Raw genomic sequence first — 19309 nt, forward strand, 5'->3', positions numbered from 1 at the left:
GGAATTCGCCGAGGTAGTACGAGGGACGGCCCGCATTCTCGCGGGCCGTCCCTCGTACTACCTCGGCGAATTCCGTACTACCTCGGCGTGGTGAACCGGTCGCCGTCGCCGCTCATGGTGGCGGCGACCTCCTTCGGCGTCCCGTCGTCGTGCCACCGCAGGGTCGCGCCGACGCCGTCCATGAGCTCCACGGAGCCCTCGGGCGCGAACGTCAGCGCGGCGTCCTGGCCGATCGCCGCCCGCAGCAGGGCCGACGTCGCCGGCAGCTCCTCGAGGCCGTCCGAGACACCGAGGTCCGCCAGGTCCGCCCGGGACGTCGCGATGTGCATCGGGTCCGGGCCGATCCACAGCGTGCGCCCCCCGAGCAGACCGTCGGCACCGCCCGCTCCCCCGGCCCCGCCGGCGGAGGCCGCCAGGGCGGACGTCGAGTCGATCGCGATCTGCTCGGCGAGCACCAGGGCCTTGACCTGGCCGCGCGCCAGGACGGCGACGACGTCGTCGATCGACGACACGGCGCCCTCCTCGCGCCCCTGGTCCTGGCGGAACTCCGCCAGGACCACCTCGCGCCGGCGCTCCCGGTAGGAGTCGAGGGCGTCCTCGACGCCGGCCTCGAACGTGTCCGCGCGCACACCCGGCCCGCGCCCGCCGCCCGCGACCTCCACGGTCCGCCGGGAGGCCTCCTGCCCGAGCTCCGCCCGCACCAGGTTCACCGCGCGCACGTCGCCGGTGAGCAGCACCACCTCCGGGTTCCCCTCCGTCACGCGCCGGTCGATCTCGGCCGCCACGGCCGCCGCGTTGCGCTTCCAGGAGTCCTCGGCACGCGACTCGATGATGGCGCGCTTCGTGCCGGTGCTGGAGGTCTTGCTGACCTCGTCGTTCGGTCCCTCGAACGTCTCGCGCGCCCCGCCGGGCCGGCCGCCCGCGTCGCACGGCCAGAAGTCCGCACCGCTCCGGTCGACGGCGACGCACAGGGCGTCGACCGCCTCGTCCGCCGCCTGCGCCGCCTGCAGCAGCACCGGCACGGGCAGCCACGCGCCGGTCGCGACGGCGGGCGGGTTGCGCAGCACGCGGTCCACCGCGACCCCGGCGTCGGAGGCGATGAGCACCCGGCCGTGGGCGCCCGCCGTTCGTGTGGGTCGCAGGACGGCGGCCTCGAGCGCGTCCAGCACGCTCGCGGGCGCGCTCTGCCGTTCCAAGGAACGTCGCACCGCCCGCCACCGGTTCGCGACGTCCCTGTCGCCCGCCTCGGCCGAGGGCGTCGCGTCCAGGTAGACGGTCGCGAACGGTCCGGGGCGTCCGACGAGGGGCTTGAGCCAGTCGATCTTCATCCGTGGTCCCCCAGGTGTCCGTCGTCGGGCTAAGCACCCAGCCTGCGACGGAAACGCGACGGACGCCACCCCGTCAGGCGCAGCGGCCGGACTCCCGCCGACCCGGACCGGAGCAGGTCAGATCTCACCTCTTCAAGCGTAGGTGTCCAGCGGCGGCAGCTCGCCCTTGCGCCGCCCGGCGGCGTGCTCCTCGGCGATGCGCTCGTGGTGGCGGATCACCTCGGAGACGATGAAGTTGCGGAACTGCTCCGTGAACTCCGGGTCCAGCCCGGCGCCCTCCGCGAGGCCCTTGAGGCGGTCGACCTGCTGGCGGTCGCGCGACGGGTCGGCGGGCGGCAGCCCGCCCACGGCCTTGAGCTCGCCCACGCGCCGCGTCATCTTGAAGCGCTCGGCCAGCAGGTGCACGAGCGCGGCGTCGATGTTGTCGATGCTGGCGCGCAGGTCCAGGATCTCCTGGGGCATGCCGTCCGTCGCGGGGCGCGGGCCGGCAGCCTGGGGGACGTCGTGAGGGGTGTCGGGCATGACCCGATCCTACGAGGCGCGCCGAGCGTGTAAGGTCCCACGTCGGCCCGCACGCCGACCGGAGACCGGTCGGGACCCGTCGGCCCGCCGAGCGGCACGACGCCGCCCCGCATGCCGCACAGCGCATGCCGCACCCACGCACGGAGAGAGAGCAGATGACGGTCGCGACGACGCCGAGCCTCGTGGACGTGCCCGAGGGCACGAGCATCAGCACGCTGCTGGCGGACCGGGTCGCCCGGGCCGGCGACCGCACCCTTCTCGAGCGGCGCGCCGCGTCGGGCGGTTCCTGGGTGCCGGTGTCCGCCGCCGAGTTCCAGGCCGACGTCACGACCGTGGCGCGCGGCCTCGTCGCGCGGGGCATCGAGCCCGGCGACCGCGTCGCGATCATGTCGCGCACCCGTTACGAGTGGACGCTGCTCGACTTCGCCGCCTGGGCGGCCGGCGCCGTCGTCGTGCCCGTGTACGAGACCTCCTCGCCCGACCAGGTGCGCTGGATCCTCGAGGACTCCGGAGCCCGCCTCGTCGTGGTGGAGACGCCCGCGCACGCGGACGCCGTGCACCAGGTGGACGACGAGCTGCCCGACCTCGAGGAGGTCCTCGTCATCGCGACCGGTGCCGTCGACGCGCTGCGCGAGGCCGGGGCGTCCGTCCCCGCGCGGGACGTCGCGGACCGCCGCGACGCCGTGCGCCGCGACGACCTCGCCACGATCGTCTACACCTCCGGCTCCACGGGACGCCCCAAGGGCGCCGAGCTCACGCACGGCAACTTCGCGCACCTCGCGATGAACGCCCGCCTCGCCCTCCCGGAGCTCCTGGAGGCGGACGGTGCGCGCACCGTGCTCTTCCTGCCGCTGGCGCACGTGTTCGCGCGGCTGATCCAGGTCGCGGTGATCGCCAGCAGCTCCGTGCTCGGCCACCTGCCTGACGTCAGGACGCTCACCGACGACCTCAGGACGTTCCGGCCCACGTTCCTGCTCGCCGTCCCCCGCGTGTTCGAGAAGGTCTACAACTCCGCCGAGCAGCGCGCCGGGTCGCGCAGCAAGCGGCGTGTCTTCGGCTGGGCCGCGCGCGTGTCGGGCCAGTACTCGCGCGCGCTCGACGCCGGGCGCGTCCCGGCGACGCTGCGGGCCCGGCACGCGGTGGCCGACCGGCTGGTGCTGTCGCAGCTGCGCGCCGCGATGGGCGGGCACCTGCGGTACGCGATCTCGGGCGGCGCGCCGCTCGGCGACCGCCTCGGCCACTTCTTCCGCGGGGCGGGCCTCACCGTGCTCGAGGGGTACGGCCTCACCGAGACGACGGCCCCGACCGCCGTGAACCTGCCCTCCGACCTGCGCATCGGCACGGTCGGCCCGCCGTTTCCCGGCACCTCGGTGCGGATCGACGACGACGGCACGGTCTTCGTGGCGGGCCCGCACCTCTTCCGCGGCTACCGGGGTCGCCCCGACCTCACCGCCGACGCGCTCGTGGACGGCTGGTTCCGCACCGGCGACCTGGGCGCGCTGGACCACGGCCACCTGCGCATCACCGGCCGCACCAAGGAGATCATCGTCACCGCGGGCGGCAAGAACGTCGCCCCGGCCCCGCTGGAGGACCGGGTCCGGGCGCACCCGCTGGTGTCGCAGGTCGTCGTCGTGGGCGACAAGCGCCCCTTCATCGGCGCGCTCGTCACGCTGGACGCCGAGATGCTGCCCGGCTGGCTGGCCACGCAGGGCATCCCGCCGATGTCGGTGGGCGCCGCACGGACCGACCCCCGGGTGCTGGCGGCGCTCGACGCCGCGGTGGAGGAGGCCAACACGGCCGTCTCCCGGGCGGAGTCGATCCGCAAGTTCCGGGTGCTCGAGGGCGACTTCACGGAGGCGAACGAGTACCTGACGCCGTCGTTGAAGGTGAAGCGCGACCTCGTGCTGCGCGACTTCGCGGACGAGGTCGACGCGCTCTACTCCCGGTAAGGGCCCGGTAGGGCTCAGGCGCTCTTCTCGCGGGGGGTGCGACGACGCACGGGCGACGTGCGCGGCACCAGCGTCGGGTTGACGTTCTCCAGCACGACCTCGCGGCTCACGACCACCCGCTCGACGTCGTCCCGGCTCGGCACGTCGAACATCACCTGCTGGAGGACCTCCTCCATGATGGCGCGCAGCCCGCGCGCCCCGGTGCCCCGCAGCAGAGCCTGCTCGGCGATCGCCTCGACCGCGTCCTGCTCGAACTCGAGCTCGACGCCGTCGATCTCGAACATCCGCTGGAACTGCTTGACGAGCGCGTTGCGCGGCTCGGTGAGGATCCGCACCAGCGCGTCGCGGTCCAGCGGGGACACGGACGCGATGACGGGCAGCCGCCCGATGAACTCGGGGATGAGGCCGAACTTCTGCAGGTCCTCGGGCCGCACCTCCGCGAACAGGTCGTCGTCGGCGACCGTCTCCATGGGGGCGCTGAATCCGATGCCGCGCTTGCGGGAGCGGGAGGCCACGATGTCGTCGAGCCCGGCGAACGCGCCCGCCACGATGAACAGCACGTTCGTGGTGTCGATCTGGATGAACTCCTGGTGCGGGTGCTTGCGGCCGCCCTGCGGGGGCACCGACGCCGTGGTGCCCTCGATGATCTTCAGGAGCGCCTGCTGCACGCCCTCGCCGGAGACGTCGCGCGTGATCGACGGGTTCTCCGCCTTGCGGGCCACCTTGTCGACCTCGTCGATGTAGATGATGCCCGTCTCGGCCTTCTTGACGTCGTAGTCCGCGGCCTGGATGAGCTTGAGGAGGATGTTCTCGACGTCCTCGCCCACGTACCCGGCCTCCGTGAGAGCCGTGGCGTCCGCGATGGCGAACGGCACGTTGAGCATCTTCGCCAACGTCTGCGCCAGGTAGGTCTTGCCTGTGCCGGTGGGCCCGATGAGCAGGATGTTGGACTTCGCGATCTCGACGGCGTCGTCGCCGTCGCGCTGGGCCTCGCCCGCCTGGACCCGCTTGTAGTGGTTGTAGACCGCCACGGCCAGCGCCCGCTTGGCCGGCTCCTGCCCGATGACGTACTGCTCGAGGAAGTCGAAGATCTCGCGCGGCTTCGGCAGCTCGGTGAGCCCCAGCTCCGCCGCCTCGCCGAGCTCCTCCTCGATGATCTCGTTGCAGAGGTCGATGCACTCGTCGCAGATGTACACGCCGGGGCCGGCGATGAGCTTCTTGACCTGCTTCTGCGACTTCCCGCAGAACGAGCACTTCAGCAGGTCTGCGCCGTCACCGATCCGAGCCACCGGGAGCCTCCATCTCGTGAATGCACGTCCTGAGTGCTGGTCCTGCGTCCATTCCACACCACGAGGGCGTCGTTGTCAGCCGAGTAGCCCGGTGCGTCGTGTCGCGAGGCCCGCGACGTCCCCCGAGGGAGGTCGCGGGCCCCGTGAACGTGCTGGTCAGCGCGGCGCGAGAGCGGCAGGCTTGCGGCTCTCGAGCACCTGGTCGACCAGGCCGTAGTCCTTCGCCTGCGCGGCGGTGAGGATCTTGTCGCGCTCGATGTCCTCGCGCACCTGCTCCTCGGTCTTGCCCGTGTGCGCCGCCAGCGTCGACTCGAGCCACTCGCGCATGCGGATGAGCTCGTTGGCGTGGATCTCGATGTCGGACGCCTGGGCGTAGCCGCCGCCCTCCATCGCGGGCTGGTGGATCAGCACGCGGGCGTTCGGCAGCGCGAGCCGCTTGCCCGGCTGGCCGGCGGCGAGCAGCACGGCCGCGGCGGACGCCGCCTGGCCGAGGCACACCGTCTGGATCTGCGGCTTGATGAACTGCATCGTGTCGTACAGCGCCGTCATGGCCGTGAACGACCCACCCGGCGAGTTGATGTAGATCATGATGTCGCGGTCGGGGTCCTGGCTCTCGAGGACCAGCAGCTGCGCCATGATGTCGTCCGCCGACGCGTCGTCGACCTGGACGCCCATGAAGATGATGCGGTCCTCGAACAGCTTGGTGTACGGGTCCTGGCGCTTGAAGCCGTACGCGGTGCGCTCCTCGAACTGGGGCAGCACGTAGCGCGACGTCGGCGCGCCGTGCGGGAGCGCGACGCCGCCGGGACGCGCCGCGGCGCCCGCCAGGTTCTGGGCCCGCATTGCGAACTGGTACTCGTCTGAGTAGCTCACGGTGTTCTCCTCGGGTGGGAAGTCGGTGGGTTCCGGGGGCGGGTGGTCGGCGTCAGGAGCCCGACGCGCCGCCACCGCCCGAGACCGAGGCGGCGTTGGTGACCACGTGGTCGACGAAGCCGTACTCGAGCGCCTCGTCCGCGGTGAACCACTTGTCGCGGTCGTTGTCCTTGAGGATCTGCTCCAGCGACTGCCCGGTCTGCTCGGCCGTCAGCTCGGAGAGCACCTTCTTCATGTGCATGATCAGCTGCGCGCCGATCCGCACGTCGGTCGCGGTGCCGCCGACGCCGCCGGACGGCTGGTGCATCAGCACGCGGGCGTGCGGGGTGATGTACCGCTTGCCCTTCGCGCCCGAGGAGAGCAGGAACTGCCCCATCGACGCAGCCATGCCCATGGCGATGGTCGCGACGTCGGGCTTGATGTACTGCATGGTGTCGTAGATCGCCATGCCGGCCGTGATGGAGCCGCCGGGGCTGTTGATGTACAGCCAGATGTCCTTGTCCGGGTCCTCCGCGGCCAGCAGCATCATCTGGGCGCAGATGGCGTTCGCGTTCTCGTCGCGCACCTCCGAGCCCAGCCAGATGATGCGCTCCTTGAGGAGCCGGTTGTAGATGGAGTCGTTGAGGCCGAGGCCCGGGCCATCGGCACGCGCCACCGGCGTCGCACCGTCCATCCGCAGCAAGTCGTTCACGTCCGTCTCCTTCGTCATCGCCGTCGATCGACCCTAACGTGCGGCAACCACGCGAAACGTCCCGGCGGAGGGGCTTTTCGCTGCTGGCGCACACGACGACCCCGCGGGCGGCCGCGGCTCACGCCGCGTGCGCCGCGCACAGGGCGCCGGCGGCGCGGCGCGCCGCCCGGAAGGGCCCTGCGGGCACGCCGGTCCCCGACGCCGCCAGCGCCCCGTCGTAGAGCACCATGAGCTCGTCCGCGAGCCCGCCGGGGCGGGCGAGCCCGGCGGCGCGGCACTCGGCCTCGAGGCGGTCCCGGACCCACGACTTCTGCCGGGCGACCTCGACCGCGACCGGGTGCCCGGGGTCGTCCACCTCGGCGCGGGCGTTGATCGCGGCGCACCCGCGCCCGCCCTCGGCCGCCGACCACTCCTCGACGGCGTCGAAGAACGCCAGGACCCGGTCGACGCCGGCGGCCGGGTGCGCCGCGAGGCTCCGGCCCAGGTGCTCCTCCCACCGGGCGTCACGGGCACGCAGGTACGCCACCTCGAGCGCCTCCTTCGATCCGAAGCGGTCGTAGAGCGTCTTCTTGGTGACGCCCGCCTCCGCGGCGACCGTGTCGACGCCGACGGCGTGCAGGCCGCGGGCGTAGAACAGGCGTGACGCGGCCGCGAGGATCCGGCGCGCCGCCGGGGTGAGGGGCGCCGACGGCGGGGTCTGCTCGATCACCCGACCCACTATACGGACCTGTATACCGGCACCGGCGGTCGCTCCGGTCACGACCGGAGCGGGGACGACGACGGCCCGCACCGTCCGTGAGGACGATGCGGGCCGGCGTGGGTTCGGGTGGCCCGGAGGGGCTCCGAGGGTCAGGCCTTGGCCGACTCCTCGGCCTCCTCCGACGCCTCGTCGGACGCGGCGGTCTCGGTGGGCTCCTCGGCCTCGGCGGCCGCAGCGTCCTCCTCCTCGGTGCCGATGAACTCGGTCAGGTCGACGACGTTGCCGTCGGAGTCCTTGACCTCGATGTCGCGGAGCGCCACGGCGAGGGCCTTGGAGCGCGCGACCTCGCCGACCATGGCGGGGATCTGGCCGCCCTGGTCGAGGGTCGAGATGAACTGGTTCGGGTCCATGCCGTACTGCTGAGACGCCTGGACCAGGTACTCGACGAGCTCGCCCTGGCCGACCTGGACCTCGAGCTTCTCGGCCAGCGTGTCGAGCAGGATCTGGTTCTTGAGGGCCTTGGTGGCGTCCTCGGTGACCTCGGCGCGGTGCGCGTCGTCCTCGAGACGGTTCTCCGACTCCAGGTGGCGGTGCACCTCGGCCTCGACCGCGCCCGACGGCACCGGGACCTCGACGGCCTCCAGCAGCTTCTCCAGCAGCAGGTCGCGGGCGGCGACGGCCTGGTTCGACGTCTTGATCGACGCGACCTGCTCACGCAGGTCCGCGGTCAGCTCCTCGAGGGTGTCGAACTCCGAGGCGAGCTGGGCGAAGTCGTCGTCCGGCGTCGGCAGGTCGCGCTCCTTGACGGCGGTGGCCGTGACGGTGACCTGCGCCTCCTCGCCCTCGTGCTCGCCGCCGGCGAGCTTGGTGGCGAAGGTCGTGGTCTCGTCCGTCGACAGGCCCGTGAGCGCCTCGTCGAGGCCCTCCAGCATGTTGCCGGCGCCGATCTGGTAGGAGACGCCGGAGACCGAGTCGATCTCCTCGTCACCGATGACGGCCTTGAGGTCGATGACGACGTAGTCGCCCTCGGCGGCCGGACGGTCGACGCCCACGAGGGTGCCGAAACGCTCGCGCAGCGCGTCGAGGCGCTCGGTGACGTCCTCGTCGCTCACCTCGGTGGAGTCCACCGTGATGTCGATGCCGGACAGGTCCGGGAGGGTGATCTCGGGGCGGACCTCGACCTCGGCGGTGAACGCGAGCTGGCCCTCGCCGGCCTTGGCGGGGATCTCGGTCACCTCGACCTCGGGCTGGCCCAGGGGGCGCAGCGACTCGGCCGTGACGGCGTCGCGGTAGAAGTTCGACAGAGCGTCGTTCACGGCGTGCTCGACGACCGCACCCCAGCCGACGCGCTGGTCGATGATGCGCGGGGGAACCTTGCCCTTGCGGAACCCGGGGATGTTCACCTGCTCGGCGATGTGCTTGTACGCGTGGTCGATGCTCGGCTTGAGCTCGTCGTACTCCACCTCGACGGTCAGCTTGACCTTGGTGGGCTCCAGGGTCTCGACGGCGCTCTTCACTTCGATGGTCTCCAACGGTTCGGGTGCTGCGCGCGCGTCTCACCGGCGCGAGCCGGCCTGGTTGCTGCGGCGCGGGGTGCGGGGACCGTACGACGGGCGTACGGGCAACCCGTCCATCCTACGCCACGGCGAGGGCCGCCCGGCGGCCTCTCGCGTCACACCCCCGCGAGACCCGACCGACGCGACGGCCCGGGGCTCGCGGGCGTGCGCGGCGGTCAGGAGGGGCAGGTGAAGGTGGTGTTGCCCACGACGTGCGTCCCCGGCCCCAGCTCGGCGCACTGCTCGAGGACGTAACCGACCCCCACGCCGATGACCACGGCGACGATGATCGTCCCGATGAGCACGAGGGAGCTCACGATGATGCCGGCGATCGCGACACCGTTCGGCTGGCCCGCCTTGCGCGACTTCACGAGACCGACGATCGACAGGATCAGGCCGACGATCGACAGGGGCCCGAAGAAGCCGAGCACCAGGCCGACGATGCCGAGCGTCTTGCCCGGGTTCTGCGGCGGCTGGCCGTAGGCCGGCGCGTACTGCCCGGCGGGCGGTGCGGCGGGGTAGGCCTGGCCGGGCGCCTGCGGGGATGCGGGATGGGGCTGCCCGCCGGCCGGCTGGGCAGGGGAGGCCTGGCCCGGCGCCGGCTGACCCGGGGCGGGCTGCTGGGGCTCGGTGCCGCCGGGGGGCGTCGCACCCGGCTCGGGCGTGCCTGGCGTGTAGGGGTCCGGGGTGGTCATCAGGTTCTCCTCGCACGTCGGTCGCCGTCCGTCGGCGAACGGGGGCCGATCCTTCCAGATCGGCACGCCGGGCGCGTGCCGAACCACGGGCGAGCCGCGACGGACCACGACGTCCGCCCCTGTCCCTGTGTCGGGGTGACTGGATTCGAACCAGCGACCCTCTGCTCCCAAAGCAGATGCGCTACCAAGCTGCGCCACACCCCGCGGCCCGCCGTCGGGCGGGGCCTCGGTCAGTGTAGTGCCGCCGTCCGGGGCCGAGCCCACGACGTGCACGGACGGCGCGGGGACGGGCTCGAGCGCCCCCAGGGCTTTGCTAGGGTTGGCCCGCGTTCCCACCCCGGCGACGGTGTCGCGGGGTGGCCGTGCGGGCGTAGCTCAATGGTAGAGCCCCAGTCTTCCAAACTGGCTACGCGGGTTCGATTCCCGTCGCCCGCTCCGCACAAAACCGCAGGTCACAGCGCGTTTCCCCCGTCCGGGAGCGCTGGCCACGGCTCGGAAGTCCACCGGCCGTGCCAGTTCGTGCCAGTTCGCTGGCACCCGCACCGGGAGCACGACACATGACGACCACCCCCAAGCCCCCCGCCAAGGCCGCCAAGCCCCGCCGCTCGCGGCGCGTGCCCGGCGTGCGGCAACTGCCCTCGGGCCGCTGGCAGGTCCGCTTCACCGACCCGGCCGGGGTCACCCGGACCCTGGGCGTCTACGACGACTACGACACCGCCGTGGTGGAGCGCTCGCGGGTCACGGTGGACGTGGCCAGCGGCACCTGGCAGCCCCCGGCGCCGGACGAGTCCCTGGCCGACTACCTGGCGCGCTGGCTGGAGCGCCGCTCGGCCGACCTGTCGGTGCGCACCCGCGACCTGTACGAGTCGCTGGCGGCCCGCTGGCTGCTGGCACCCGTGAAGTCCCCCGACCGCGCGGGGCGGGGCATCGAACTCGGCCCCCTGCCCCTGCGGGCGATCAGCGTCACGGCCGTGGCCGACTGGTACGCCATCGTTCGCACCAGGGCGGCGGCCAACGTGGACGAGCGCATCAAGGCAGCGGCCAAGCGGCGCCAACTGACCGACGTGCAGTCCGCCCGGCGCTGGGCGCTCGCGGCCGGGCTGGACGTCCCGCGTACCGGCGCCCTGTCCCCCACCGTCGTGGCCGCCTGGCGTGAGGCGGGCGCCGTGCGCCCGCCCGTTGTGGAGCCCGAGGTGCCCGCCGACGCCGGGCGGCAGACGGCAGCGCTGGCCTACAGCCTGTTGCGCACCGTGCTGGGCGACGCCGCGCGCGAAGGGCTGATCCCGGTCAACCCGTGCCAGGTCCGGGGCGCCGGGGGCTACCAGCACGACGAGCGCGTCCCCGCCACGCCCGAACAAGTCGTGGCGATCACGGGCGCCATGCCCGAGCGCTACGCGGCGGCCGTGCCGCTGCTGACGTGGGGTGCCCTGCGGTTCGGTGAGATGGCCGGGCTACGGCGCCGCGACGTGAAGATCACCCGTGACGACGCCGGGGAGGTCACGGGCGGGGCCGTGCGCGTCGAACGGGCCATGACCCGCATCAAGGGCCAGGGCGCCGTGGCGGGCGACGTCAAGACTCGCGCGTCCAAGCGGACGGTGAACCTGCCCGCCTCGACCGCTGCGGCCCTCGCCGCGCACCTGGACACGTTCACGGGGCGACGGGCCGACGATCTGGTGTTCACGTCCTCGACCGGAGGGCCGCTCCAGGGCTCCACCTGGACCCGCGCGTTCATCAAGGCACGCGCCGCCGCTGGGCGGCCCGACCTGCACGCGCACGACCTGCGGCACACCGGCCTCACGTTCGCCTACCGCGCCCTGCCGGACCTCAAGGCGGTGCAGGCGCGTGCGGGGCATGCGACGGCCCGCGCCGCACTGATCTACCAGCACATGGCGTCCACGGCGGACACCGACATTGCCGACCGCCTGGACGCTCTGACCGGCGCGTGACGACCCGGAGTCGCTCGCCGGACACGGTGTGATCTGCATCACATTTGGTGGTCTGTAGGGGCTGGAAGTGTTGCAGGTGTCTCCTGGGTTGCATGGGCCGAAATGCCCCCTTGCGGGAGTACGCGCGCCCTGGTGATCGTGTGGTCACCAGACCGCACAGCACGGCCCCTCGTCGGTGTTCCCGGTGTTGCAGCACCGGGCGACGAGGGGCCGCTGCCCCAAACCGCTTGGAGCACACCCATGGTGACACCAACGCCGACCCCAACGCCCGACACCGAGCCCTACTGGGACATCACCAAGGCGGCTGAGTTCGCCAGCGTGGACGTGACCACAATTCGCCGGGCCATCTGGGGTGGTCGGCTGCGGGCGTTCAAGGTCGGGCGCGTCGTGCGCATCCGGCCAGCCGATGTTCGGGCATGGGTCTCGGCGCACCCGGCGGCCCGCCCAACGACGGGTGCGCACCGATGAGCGCCACGACCCCCGCCCAGAGCCGGACCACTGACCCCGAGGAACCGCTGCTGCTGGTTCCCGAGGCGGCCACCTACCTGAGGCTGCCGGGGTCCACGGTCTACCGGCTCATCAAGACCGGCGAACTGCCCGCGCTCATCCTGTCGCCCCGCCGCATCCGTCTGCGCCGCGTGGACCTGGACCGCTGGCTGGCCGAGCGCACCACGGGCGGTGTCGCGTGAGCGCCCGCCACGTCGTCGTGAACGACGCACAGACCGCTGACCGTCGCGCCCCCGGTGACGTCGTGCTGGACCTCGACCGCCTCATGGCGGCGCTCGGTGGGGCTGGCCCGCACGTCCGGCACGTCGCCCTGCGTGCCCTGCGCGGCGCCCGTGAGGCGGCCGTCCGGCTCCGCGAGGACGTCACCGTCTGGGACGTCCGCCCCACCACGACGTCGGCCCCCACGACCGGGGGTGAGATCCCATGACGCGCAAGGAAGCCCCCGGCGCGCGAACGCCGGGGGCCAAGGACGAGAGCAGCGACCGCCAGGGCACCGGGCTTGTCCGTGTCCAGGCTACCGAGGCGCCCCGGCCGCGCACAGCCTTGGAGGCGGCCATCCTGCGCCCTGGCAGCGCGCGGGCGTGCCCGTACTGCGGGGCACGGCCCGAGGCCATCAACCGCGCCGACCGCCGCCTGGCGGCGCGGCAGGGCATCAACGCCCCGGCGGGCATCTATCGGCACCGGCGAGGCTGCACGGCGGCGCACGTCGGCCCTGACGCATTCGGCCCGCCGACCCGACCGCGCCGAGCTGGGGGTGTCTCGTGAGCCTCCCCCGCATCGAGCGAGACGGCCCCGAGCGCTACGACCCCGAGGGCATCGACGGCCCGCGCGCGGGCGGCATGCAGCGCATCACCCTGGAGCGATCCGTCCGCGCGGTGTGCCTCGGCTGCGGCCTCGTCACCGACAACACCGGGGGCGCCGCGAGCCACGCCCGTTCCCGGCGCCACGCAGTGCGCGTCGAGTACGCCACGACCTTCGTGTTCGCGCCCGCCGATCGCGTGACCCAGATGCTCGGCGGTGGTCAGGGATGACGTGGACCCGGCTATCTGACACGTTCAACGACCGCCCCGACCTGCTCGGTGTGGGGCGCTCCGCTCGCCTGCTGCACGTCGAGGCCCTCGTGTGGTCCAACCGACTCCTCACCGACGGTGCCGTGCCATCGGGGGCACTTCCCCGGCTCACCGACTCGCCCGACCCTAAGGTGGACGTTGCCGAACTGGTCGCTGCGGGCGTGTGGGAGGTCACCGAGGCCGGCTACCAGCTCGACTGGTCGGACCAGGAGACGGCAGCCGAGGTCGAGAGCCGGCGTGAACAGAACCGTGCTCGCGACGAACGCCGTCGCCTGCACAACAAGGGTGACCACTCCAAGTGCGATCCCAACCGGTGCTGGGTTCTCACGCGTGAGCCACGCGACGAATCACGCGTGGCTCACGCCCTCCCTATCCCGTCCCGTCCCGTCCCGACCCGACCCCAAGGGAGGGACGGAGACGGAGACGAGGACGACGGCGCCGACGTGCCCTCCGCTGGCGCTCCGGGCTCGTCGCGCCGTCGTCCCAAGGAGCCGAAACCAGTCGAACGCCACAAGGATGGATCGGTCACCTTCCACATGGCCGACGACGGAGAAGACGGGTGATGAGCACGACCGCCGACTGGCGAGCCATCAGCCTCACCATCCGCGAGGCGGACGACGACGAGCACCGCCTGATCACGGTCGAGTCGGAAACGCACGTCGATAACATCTCCGGCGACCTATGGGACGGCCAGGACTTCGCGCGCGAGGTCTTCGTCGCACGGCGAAGGGCCGCGGGCATCCTGGCCCGGCTCGCGCTCGCCGTTTTGGCAGATTTTGAAGCGACGCGCGCCTCGCACGGCTGCCATGGATTCGATGGATTCGACTGCTGTTTCCTATACGGAGGCCCTGAGCTGGTGCACCCGTTGTCCGGCGACTGGGGTGACACCCCATACATACAACTCGCGGTCCCGACCCGGGAGGTCAAAGCCTGGACAAAACGGCTCACCGAGACACTGATCGTGATCCAGAATGATGACGACGAAGTTCCAGCTGCGACGCCCGGACATGCCGAGCAGCAGCGTCGGGCGCCTCTCTACGCCGTGGAAGACGACCTCAGACCTGGCCCGCCCTCTGTCGCCGCCCCCCGGTAGGGTGCCGTCACGGTGTTACGGGGCGGGCGCACGGCGATGGAGGGCGGATGTCGCAGAACTACGACGTCGATTGGGTGCGTGAGCGCCTGGGATGGTGGATCAACGAGACGGAGCGCATCCTCAGGAACGCGCAGGCCTCCCGGACGGTAATCGCGGAGGACCACATCTCAGCCCTGCGAGCGCGAGAGGCCCAAACCCGAGAGATTGTGGCCCATGTACTGGACCAACCGGAGTCACCACTGATCACCCGTGGACCCACCGGTCATCTGCGCATCGCAGAAAGCGCGGCCATCTGCAAGTACGCGCTCGGCAAGGCCGAGACCGACGCCGAGACCCGGCAGCACCTCGGTACCCGCGCCCCGGCGATGGCAGCCGACTCGCTGCACCCCTCGGTCTGGGCGGCAGCCTCCCAGCTATGGTCCAGCGAGCACTACCGCCAGGCCGTGCAGAATGCCGCCACGGTGCTGAACGCCGATGTCCAGAAGCGCGTCGGCCGCCGCGACGTCTCAGACCAGAGCCTCATGACCGAGGTGTTACGCGACGGGGCGCCCCAGCCGGGCAAGCCTCGGTTGCGCTGGCCTGGCGAGGATAGCGACCAGACCGTGAAGGCCATGCGCGACGGCATCCGAGCATTCGCCCAGGGATGCTTCATGGCCATCAGAAACCCGAGCACGCACGGCACCGACGAAATGCCCCGGCAAGAGGCGTTCGAGCAGTTGGCCAGCCTGTCCACGCTGGCGCGCTGGATCGACCAGTGCCAACTCGTCACGGCCAAGGACACCACCAAGACTTAGCCGACGGTTAGCCGCCGAAGCGTGAGCCGCGCGCCAGGCCAGGCCCGCAGGTCCGGCCGCGCCGAGCGACTGTTGAACTGCTCGGACGTCATGCCAAGGTGAATGTGCGACCTGATAGCCCCTCTGGGCAGTATATTCAGCCCTCGTCGGGAAGTAACTTCTTGAGGGGAATTGTATAGATCATCTCCGTGTCAGAGAGTTTCTTTAGCCGCCCGCTCCGGAGTCTTGCCCACGCCTGGCCGTTATTGTCGGAGAATACGATCGTTGGGACTACGTGCCGCACCCATGGGTTGACGGCCCCTTCAATTATCTTGTCCTCATCCATGATCGAACTTGCCCCCGCAACCCATGCCGAGAACGTTGCACGTTGGATAATGATGTCTGTCTGTGTCGCCGCCTCTAGATGCTCAACGACTGGTGACCAGACCAGAGGGTCGCGTCGCTTGGTAGCAGCGATTCTAAAGGCGTCGTCCGAATCGAGCAGACTGGATGACGGGATGTAACGAGGCCGAAGCATGACGAACTCGATTCGCACGGTGGCCCGACTGTCGTTACGGACTCTCACGATTAGGTCATTGCGTTCGCGGATGTCGTTGTAGTCGTAATCTGTCGGAATCCAGGCGGACACATCGGCCCTCGCTGCATCGGCGGCGAATCGACTTCGTCGCCCGGTTTGGATCACTGCTATAAGCGCCGCGACAGCTGCGATGATAGTAGCCACAGCCTCAATGGCATTCCAGTCGATGCCCCCACCGTTGTGCATGGGGACAAGATATCGGTATCCGCCGCCCGGAGGCGCGATCCAGGCTGCCCAGGCTGGGATCGATCCGGGCCACGCCCCACCGTCAAGGCACGCGCCCGGACCGCACGACTTTCTCTCTGTGGTGTTCGGACGCCGGAAGACCTGGCTATTCCGCGCGACTAACTGGACAATCGTGGGTATGTGGACAAGGGGCTGGGCAGCTAGGCGGCGGGCGCTGACGAGGCTTGCGCCGTACCTCCGCCGGGACGACGTTGAGGCCGCCGCGCGAGCGCTGGCGGCCGAGGCTGGCCTGGAGGTCACCACCGTGATGGAGCTGCACGAGCTGGACGGCGACGAGGACGTAGAGGCCCAAGCTCCCAACCTGTCGGCCGATCCCGGCCAGCCCTCCCACGTCGGCGCCTCCGCCGCTGACGACGACCTCGCCGACGACCCGATGGAGCTGGGCGCCCCCGCCGTCGCCCACGTCGCCGACGGCGACGCCCAGACCGAGCGCGACGAGGTGGACGAGCAGGCCCAAGCCGAGCGCCGCCGCGCGTTGCTGGCCGAGACCGACGAGCTACTGGCCAGGGGGCGCCAGTGGGACGAGCTGACGGCAGGCAAGGAGACTGGACGATGAACGACTACACCACCCCCGACGAGAGGGCCGCGCTCGCGCGCGGTGTCCACGAGCACCTGCCTGAAGATCGGCGCGTGCAGATGCGGCAGGACGACCTGGGACGCCTCGCGGAGGGACTGCCCGGCCGCTTCACGGCCGATGAGACGGCCGCCGCGCTGCTGCGCTGGACGGCGCCGGATGAGATCGCTGACGTGCCCTGGACCACCAGCCGGGCAGGCTTCGACGCCGTGGTGGCCGCCCGCGCCCGGCGAGACGAAACGCGCGGGGTGTTCGAGCACTACGACCCCCGGTCGCGCGTCGTGACAGGCATCGTCATGCCCGCCTATGCCGTGTCCGAGCATCGGGGCCACACCGTCATGCACACCGGCCAGATGGACGTCGTGTCCCTGGACGTGGCCGACGTGCCGGTGCACTGGAGCCACGAGACCGGCGTGCGCTGCGGCAGTCTCGTCGGCGCCATCGTCGGCCAGCGACGCGCCCAGGGCATGCGGCTGGGCGAGGTGTCCTTGACCGAGAGCCCGGCGTTCGGCATGGACGAGACCGCCGTCAAGCGCGTGGCCGACGTGCCCCGGTTCGCCTCCGAGACCCTACGCCGCGAGCGCCACGACGAGCACGAGGTGCGTGCCCTGGAGGCCGGGGTGCGCGCACGGAGTGGGGCGGCCAGCCGGGTGCAGACGAGGGTCTACCCGTCCGCACGGATCACCGTCCGGTAGCCCACAGACCACGGTGGCCCTGGCTGGGTCAATCCAACCCCTGGCGGCGGCGAGTCGGCCAGGGTCACCGTGTCCCCTCGTCGTGGAGCACCACCCCCCGGCTCGGCCACGAGGGCACACCCCCTGCCTAGCGGGAGTGCACCCCCCCCGGTTGCCCCCACCCCGTCACGAGGACACCCGGTCACCTGCACCCGGTCAGGCAACCTGCCACTCGGCGTTGTAGCCCGGCCGACGAGCCAATGGCGCGGCCAGCGCCTTGAGCGCGAAGAACAGCCCGTCAAGGCGCCCCGAGATGCGCTCAAGAGTCGGAGGGCCGTCCGGGACGGGTGTCTCGGCCACCAGTGCGTTGCCGTAGTTCGGGTGCCCGCGGAAGTCGGCCAGGCCGTCCTCGTAGGCCGCCAGCACCAGCCGCGCCGCCTCGGGGTCGGGAAGCGCGTCCAGGTTGGCGCGCACGAAGTCGGGCAGGGCGTCGATGTCTCTGGGTTCCATCGCTCCATGCTCGCGCGCCGAGCGCGCCGCGTCGCCGGACGAGGGGGGTGGTTTTTTGAGCGAGGGGGCCGGGCGACCCCGTGCCAATGGTTATTTCTCTCTGCAAAGGTTGAACGCTGAAGCATTCGGGCCGAGCCCAGCCAGAGCATGCACGAGCGGGCTGATGGCCATGGATCGGCGCGCGACGACGACCGCTAGGGCTCAAGTCGTGCCGCTGCGCCCTGGCACTTCAGTTGACCCTGGGCATGGGCGAGCCGGATCGTGTCGAGCTCCTCGCGCAACTGGCCGAGGGGCTTCCCCCTCAGTCCGTCCTCGTACCGCACGGCGATGCTCGCGTAGTGGAGACGGCCGTACACCTTCGCCGTCTCATTGCCGTAGAGCAGGCGCACCAGATCGTTGACCCCGTACTCCCTGGTGGCCCCCCGGCGGCCCTGGTGCCGCGCAACCTCGCGTAGTTCCGGCGCAAGGTCCGGCGAGACGGCCGCGAGACGGGTCGGATCGTCGAAAATCGGATCGGTCCGCAGCGCGTGCCGCATGAGGTGGTAGGCAGCGTAAAAGTAGCAGACCGCCGCCCACTCATCACCTGCCTCGGCGAGCGCATCGCCGACGACCTTGTGCCGCTCAGCCCGCTCCAGATGCTTCGCGACGTCCATGACTACAGCCGCTCACACAGCCGCGAAGGTGCGCGTGGACAGACCCTCGACCGCCGCCAACTCCGGCGACCGGCTCTCGCCAAACGAGTACGTGATGGCGAAGTCGTCGAAGAACATGGCCTCGATCTCGACCATCTCGTCAATGACGGCGTCCCGCGCCTGCCAGGTGTCCTGCTCAAGGCAGATTTCCATGTGGGCCGAGCGGTCCTTCTCGTCCGCGTAGATGCGCACCTCCACGACGCCCGGGAGGTTGGCCACAGACCAGTTGCCGAGCGAGTCGCGCGCAACCTGGAAGTCGTCCATGGACGTGATAGTGCCACACCGACAGAGCCACGCAGGCCGGAACCCGGCCATATCGGGCGCTACTCCCCCATCGCACACGCAAGATTCACCCAACAGAGACGTCCGCGACCGCAATGGGCAGCAAGGCCGCAGTTCGGCAGTGTGTGGCGCGTCCAGTCGTCGCGCACGTTGCTGCTGGCGTGGACGCTGTTCGGCCCGTTCGAACAGGTGGTGACAGTCGCTTCTGGCATGCCAGTCCGTGCCAGTCCGTGCCAGTAGAGAGCGCAAGTTAGGTATAGTTAGGAACACCTACCGCAAGCATCCCCGCAGGTCAGGGCGCATTCGCCCAGGTCAGAGGGGTCTCGGCTGGCGACTTCCAAACTGGCTACGCGGGTTCGATTCCCGTCGCCCGCTCCCTTCCTCCTCTCCCCTCCTCCCCCGGCGGCCCGACCGCGCCCCCGGGGACAGGCGTCGCCCGACCGATCGACGACGCCGATGGATGAGATGCTCCTTGTCGATCGGTGGCGACCTGGTTAGGCTCGGCGCCGCAGCCTGCGACAGGCGCGACCGCGCGGCAGCTGCACGACGACGCACCAGGAAGCTTCACGAGGAGGGCCGGCCATGACGATCGTCCGCCGCGTCGCCCCCTCGGCCGCCCTCTCGTCACACCGGAGGACGGTGCCGGCGTCGACGCTCCGCACCCCCGCGTGCGCCGCGGCGACGACGCCGCGATGCTGTCGATAGAGCGTCCACGTCACGTCCGACCCGCCCGACGGCGGG

23 protein-coding genes and 2 tRNA genes are annotated in these 19309 nt (G+C 71.2%); 12 read left to right on the plus strand and 13 right to left on the minus strand.

The genetic code is table 11. From position 1 onward, the window contains the following. Positions 1 to 77 precede the first annotated feature (77 nt). Complete coding sequence (locus tag ACQP6G_RS01225) at positions 78 to 1328, minus strand: baeRF2 domain-containing protein (protein WP_429762354.1); 1251 nt, start codon at positions 1326 to 1328, stop codon at positions 78 to 80. Positions 1329 to 1460: 132 nt separating this feature from the next. Beyond that, on the minus strand, positions 1461 to 1850 hold the full coding sequence (locus ACQP6G_RS01230) for a chorismate mutase (protein WP_429762355.1): 390 nt from the start codon (positions 1848 to 1850) through the stop codon (positions 1461 to 1463). 155 nt (positions 1851 to 2005) lie between these two features. On the opposite strand from ACQP6G_RS01230, the gene ACQP6G_RS01235 reads away from it, so the two are divergent. Further along, complete coding sequence (locus ACQP6G_RS01235; protein WP_429762356.1) at positions 2006 to 3799, plus strand: AMP-dependent synthetase/ligase; 1794 nt, start codon at positions 2006 to 2008, stop codon at positions 3797 to 3799. A 14-nt stretch (positions 3800 to 3813) separates the two neighbouring features. Here the strand turns inward: ACQP6G_RS01235 and clpX are convergent, their stop codons facing one another. The 7 genes from clpX to ACQP6G_RS01270 form a co-directional block, all read right to left on the minus strand. Further along, the gene (gene clpX, locus ACQP6G_RS01240; protein WP_429762357.1) at positions 3814 to 5088 is read right to left on the minus strand and encodes an ATP-dependent Clp protease ATP-binding subunit ClpX; all 1275 of its coding nucleotides are present in this window, start codon (positions 5086 to 5088) and stop codon (positions 3814 to 3816) included. A gap of 156 nt (positions 5089 to 5244) precedes the next feature. Next, positions 5245 to 5931 (minus strand): ATP-dependent Clp protease proteolytic subunit, encoded by a 687-nt coding sequence (locus ACQP6G_RS01245; protein WP_429762681.1) that lies wholly within the window; start codon positions 5929 to 5931, stop codon positions 5245 to 5247. An 82-nt stretch (positions 5932 to 6013) separates the two neighbouring features. Continuing rightward, positions 6014 to 6634 (minus strand): ATP-dependent Clp protease proteolytic subunit, encoded by a 621-nt coding sequence (locus ACQP6G_RS01250; protein WP_429762682.1) that lies wholly within the window; start codon positions 6632 to 6634, stop codon positions 6014 to 6016. Positions 6635 to 6770: 136 nt separating this feature from the next. Next, on the minus strand, positions 6771 to 7361 hold the full coding sequence (locus ACQP6G_RS01255; protein ID WP_429762358.1) for a TetR/AcrR family transcriptional regulator: 591 nt from the start codon (positions 7359 to 7361) through the stop codon (positions 6771 to 6773). 140 nt (positions 7362 to 7501) lie between these two features. Further along, positions 7502 to 8869 carry a trigger factor gene (tig, locus tag ACQP6G_RS01260; RefSeq protein ID WP_429762683.1) on the minus strand — a complete coding sequence of 456 codons (1368 nt, stop codon included), beginning with the start codon at positions 8867 to 8869 and terminating at the stop codon, positions 7502 to 7504. Between the two features lie 215 nt (positions 8870 to 9084). Further along, entirely contained in the window at positions 9085 to 9603 is a 519-nt protein-coding gene (locus tag ACQP6G_RS01265; RefSeq protein WP_429762359.1) for a DUF4190 domain-containing protein, read from the minus strand. 130 nt (positions 9604 to 9733) lie between these two features. Beyond that, positions 9734 to 9807 (minus strand) — tRNA-Pro (locus ACQP6G_RS01270). A 160-nt stretch (positions 9808 to 9967) separates the two neighbouring features. Between ACQP6G_RS01270 and ACQP6G_RS01275 the strand changes: the two genes are divergently transcribed. The 9 genes from ACQP6G_RS01275 (at position 9968) to ACQP6G_RS01315 (ending at position 15013) form a co-directional block, all read left to right on the plus strand. After that, positions 9968 to 10038 (plus strand) — tRNA-Gly (locus ACQP6G_RS01275). Positions 10039 to 10160: 122 nt separating this feature from the next. After that, on the plus strand, positions 10161 to 11549 hold the full coding sequence (locus ACQP6G_RS01280; protein WP_429762360.1) for a tyrosine-type recombinase/integrase: 1389 nt from the start codon (positions 10161 to 10163) through the stop codon (positions 11547 to 11549). 240 nt (positions 11550 to 11789) lie between these two features. After that, the gene (locus tag ACQP6G_RS01285) at positions 11790 to 12017 is read left to right on the plus strand and encodes a helix-turn-helix domain-containing protein (protein ID WP_429762361.1); all 228 of its coding nucleotides are present in this window, start codon (positions 11790 to 11792) and stop codon (positions 12015 to 12017) included. Next, a complete protein-coding gene (locus tag ACQP6G_RS01290) occupies positions 12014 to 12238 on the plus strand; it encodes a helix-turn-helix transcriptional regulator (protein ID WP_429762362.1) in 225 nt (74 codons plus the stop codon). The genes ACQP6G_RS01285 and ACQP6G_RS01290 overlap by 4 nt, the downstream gene beginning before the upstream one ends. Beyond that, positions 12235 to 12483 (plus strand): hypothetical protein, encoded by a 249-nt coding sequence (locus tag ACQP6G_RS01295; protein WP_429762363.1) that lies wholly within the window; start codon positions 12235 to 12237, stop codon positions 12481 to 12483. Before ACQP6G_RS01290 ends, ACQP6G_RS01295 begins: the two co-directional genes overlap by 4 nt. A 334-nt stretch (positions 12484 to 12817) precedes the next feature. Next, positions 12818 to 13087, plus strand: a complete 270-nt coding sequence (locus ACQP6G_RS01300; RefSeq protein WP_429762364.1) for a hypothetical protein — start codon at positions 12818 to 12820, stop codon at positions 13085 to 13087. After that, a complete protein-coding gene (locus ACQP6G_RS01305; protein WP_429762365.1) occupies positions 13084 to 13689 on the plus strand; it encodes a hypothetical protein in 606 nt (201 codons plus the stop codon). Before ACQP6G_RS01300 ends, ACQP6G_RS01305 begins: the two co-directional genes overlap by 4 nt. Beyond that, on the plus strand, positions 13689 to 14219 hold the full coding sequence (locus ACQP6G_RS01310; protein ID WP_429762366.1) for a hypothetical protein: 531 nt from the start codon (positions 13689 to 13691) through the stop codon (positions 14217 to 14219). The genes ACQP6G_RS01305 and ACQP6G_RS01310 overlap by 1 nt, the downstream gene beginning before the upstream one ends. A 47-nt stretch (positions 14220 to 14266) precedes the next feature. After that, on the plus strand, positions 14267 to 15013 hold the full coding sequence (locus tag ACQP6G_RS01315) for a TIGR02391 family protein (RefSeq protein WP_429762367.1): 747 nt from the start codon (positions 14267 to 14269) through the stop codon (positions 15011 to 15013). 136 nt (positions 15014 to 15149) lie between these two features. Here the strand turns inward: ACQP6G_RS01315 and ACQP6G_RS01320 are convergent, their stop codons facing one another. Continuing rightward, the gene (locus tag ACQP6G_RS01320; protein ID WP_429762368.1) at positions 15150 to 15776 is read right to left on the minus strand and encodes a hypothetical protein; all 627 of its coding nucleotides are present in this window, start codon (positions 15774 to 15776) and stop codon (positions 15150 to 15152) included. A gap of 304 nt (positions 15777 to 16080) precedes the next feature. Here ACQP6G_RS01320 and ACQP6G_RS01325 point away from each other — a divergent pair, with 304 nt between their 5' ends. Both ACQP6G_RS01325 and ACQP6G_RS01330 read left to right on the plus strand, forming a co-directional pair. After that, positions 16081 to 16392, plus strand: coding sequence for a hypothetical protein (locus ACQP6G_RS01325; protein WP_429762369.1), 312 nt, complete (start codon positions 16081 to 16083; stop codon positions 16390 to 16392). After that, on the plus strand, positions 16389 to 17105 hold the full coding sequence (locus tag ACQP6G_RS01330; protein ID WP_429762370.1) for a hypothetical protein: 717 nt from the start codon (positions 16389 to 16391) through the stop codon (positions 17103 to 17105). The genes ACQP6G_RS01325 and ACQP6G_RS01330 overlap by 4 nt, the downstream gene beginning before the upstream one ends. 195 nt (positions 17106 to 17300) lie before the next feature. Here ACQP6G_RS01330 and ACQP6G_RS01335 read toward each other — a convergent pair whose 3' ends face one another. From ACQP6G_RS01335 to ACQP6G_RS01345, 3 genes are all read right to left on the minus strand, one after another. Next, entirely contained in the window at positions 17301 to 17594 is a 294-nt protein-coding gene (locus ACQP6G_RS01335) for a DUF6221 family protein (protein ID WP_429762371.1), read from the minus strand. Positions 17595 to 17788: 194 nt separating this feature from the next. Then, positions 17789 to 18247 (minus strand): hypothetical protein, encoded by a 459-nt coding sequence (locus tag ACQP6G_RS01340; protein WP_429762372.1) that lies wholly within the window; start codon positions 18245 to 18247, stop codon positions 17789 to 17791. 12 nt (positions 18248 to 18259) lie between these two features. Beyond that, positions 18260 to 18550: a hypothetical protein gene (locus tag ACQP6G_RS01345; RefSeq protein ID WP_429762373.1), complete on the minus strand. Its 291-nt coding sequence runs from the start codon at positions 18548 to 18550 to the stop codon at positions 18260 to 18262. Positions 18551 to 19309 lie beyond the last annotated feature (759 nt).

This window comes from Isoptericola nanjingensis, assembly GCF_050311635.1.
Taxonomy (GTDB): Bacteria; Actinomycetota; Actinomycetes; order Actinomycetales; family Cellulomonadaceae; genus Isoptericola; species Isoptericola nanjingensis.

Bases quoted from the DNA above. Each gene is read 5' to 3' on its own strand.
- ACQP6G_RS01340 (WP_429762372.1), bottom strand. From the start codon at position 18,247: ATGGACGTCGCGAAGCATCTGGAGCGGGCTGAGCGGCACAAGGTCGTC.
- ACQP6G_RS01310 (WP_429762366.1), top strand. From the start codon at position 13,689: ATGAGCACGACCGCCGACTGGCGAGCCATCAGCCTCACCATCCGCGAG.
- ACQP6G_RS01280 (WP_429762360.1), top strand. From the start codon at position 10,161: ATGACGACCACCCCCAAGCCCCCCGCCAAGGCCGCCAAGCCCCGCCGC.
- ACQP6G_RS01245 (WP_429762681.1), bottom strand. From the start codon at position 5,931: ATGCGGGCCCAGAACCTGGCGGGCGCCGCGGCGCGTCCCGGCGGCGTC.
- ACQP6G_RS01330 (WP_429762370.1), top strand. From the start codon at position 16,389: ATGAACGACTACACCACCCCCGACGAGAGGGCCGCGCTCGCGCGCGGT.
- ACQP6G_RS01230 (WP_429762355.1), bottom strand. From the start codon at position 1,850: ATGCCCGACACCCCTCACGACGTCCCCCAGGCTGCCGGCCCGCGCCCC.
- ACQP6G_RS01335 (WP_429762371.1), bottom strand. From the start codon at position 17,594: ATGGAACCCAGAGACATCGACGCCCTGCCCGACTTCGTGCGCGCCAAC.
- ACQP6G_RS01265 (WP_429762359.1), bottom strand. From the start codon at position 9,603: ATGACCACCCCGGACCCCTACACGCCAGGCACGCCCGAGCCGGGTGCG.
- ACQP6G_RS01250 (WP_429762682.1), bottom strand. From the start codon at position 6,634: ATGGACGGTGCGACGCCGGTGGCGCGTGCCGATGGCCCGGGCCTCGGC.
- ACQP6G_RS01235 (WP_429762356.1), top strand. From the start codon at position 2,006: ATGACGGTCGCGACGACGCCGAGCCTCGTGGACGTGCCCGAGGGCACG.
- ACQP6G_RS01315 (WP_429762367.1), top strand. From the start codon at position 14,267: ATGTCGCAGAACTACGACGTCGATTGGGTGCGTGAGCGCCTGGGATGG.
- ACQP6G_RS01285 (WP_429762361.1), top strand. From the start codon at position 11,790: ATGGTGACACCAACGCCGACCCCAACGCCCGACACCGAGCCCTACTGG.
- ACQP6G_RS01290 (WP_429762362.1), top strand. From the start codon at position 12,014: ATGAGCGCCACGACCCCCGCCCAGAGCCGGACCACTGACCCCGAGGAA.
- ACQP6G_RS01345 (WP_429762373.1), bottom strand. From the start codon at position 18,550: ATGGACGACTTCCAGGTTGCGCGCGACTCGCTCGGCAACTGGTCTGTG.
- ACQP6G_RS01305 (WP_429762365.1), top strand. From the start codon at position 13,084: ATGACGTGGACCCGGCTATCTGACACGTTCAACGACCGCCCCGACCTG.
- ACQP6G_RS01225 (WP_429762354.1), bottom strand. From the start codon at position 1,328: ATGAAGATCGACTGGCTCAAGCCCCTCGTCGGACGCCCCGGACCGTTC.
- ACQP6G_RS01320 (WP_429762368.1), bottom strand. From the start codon at position 15,776: ATGCACAACGGTGGGGGCATCGACTGGAATGCCATTGAGGCTGTGGCT.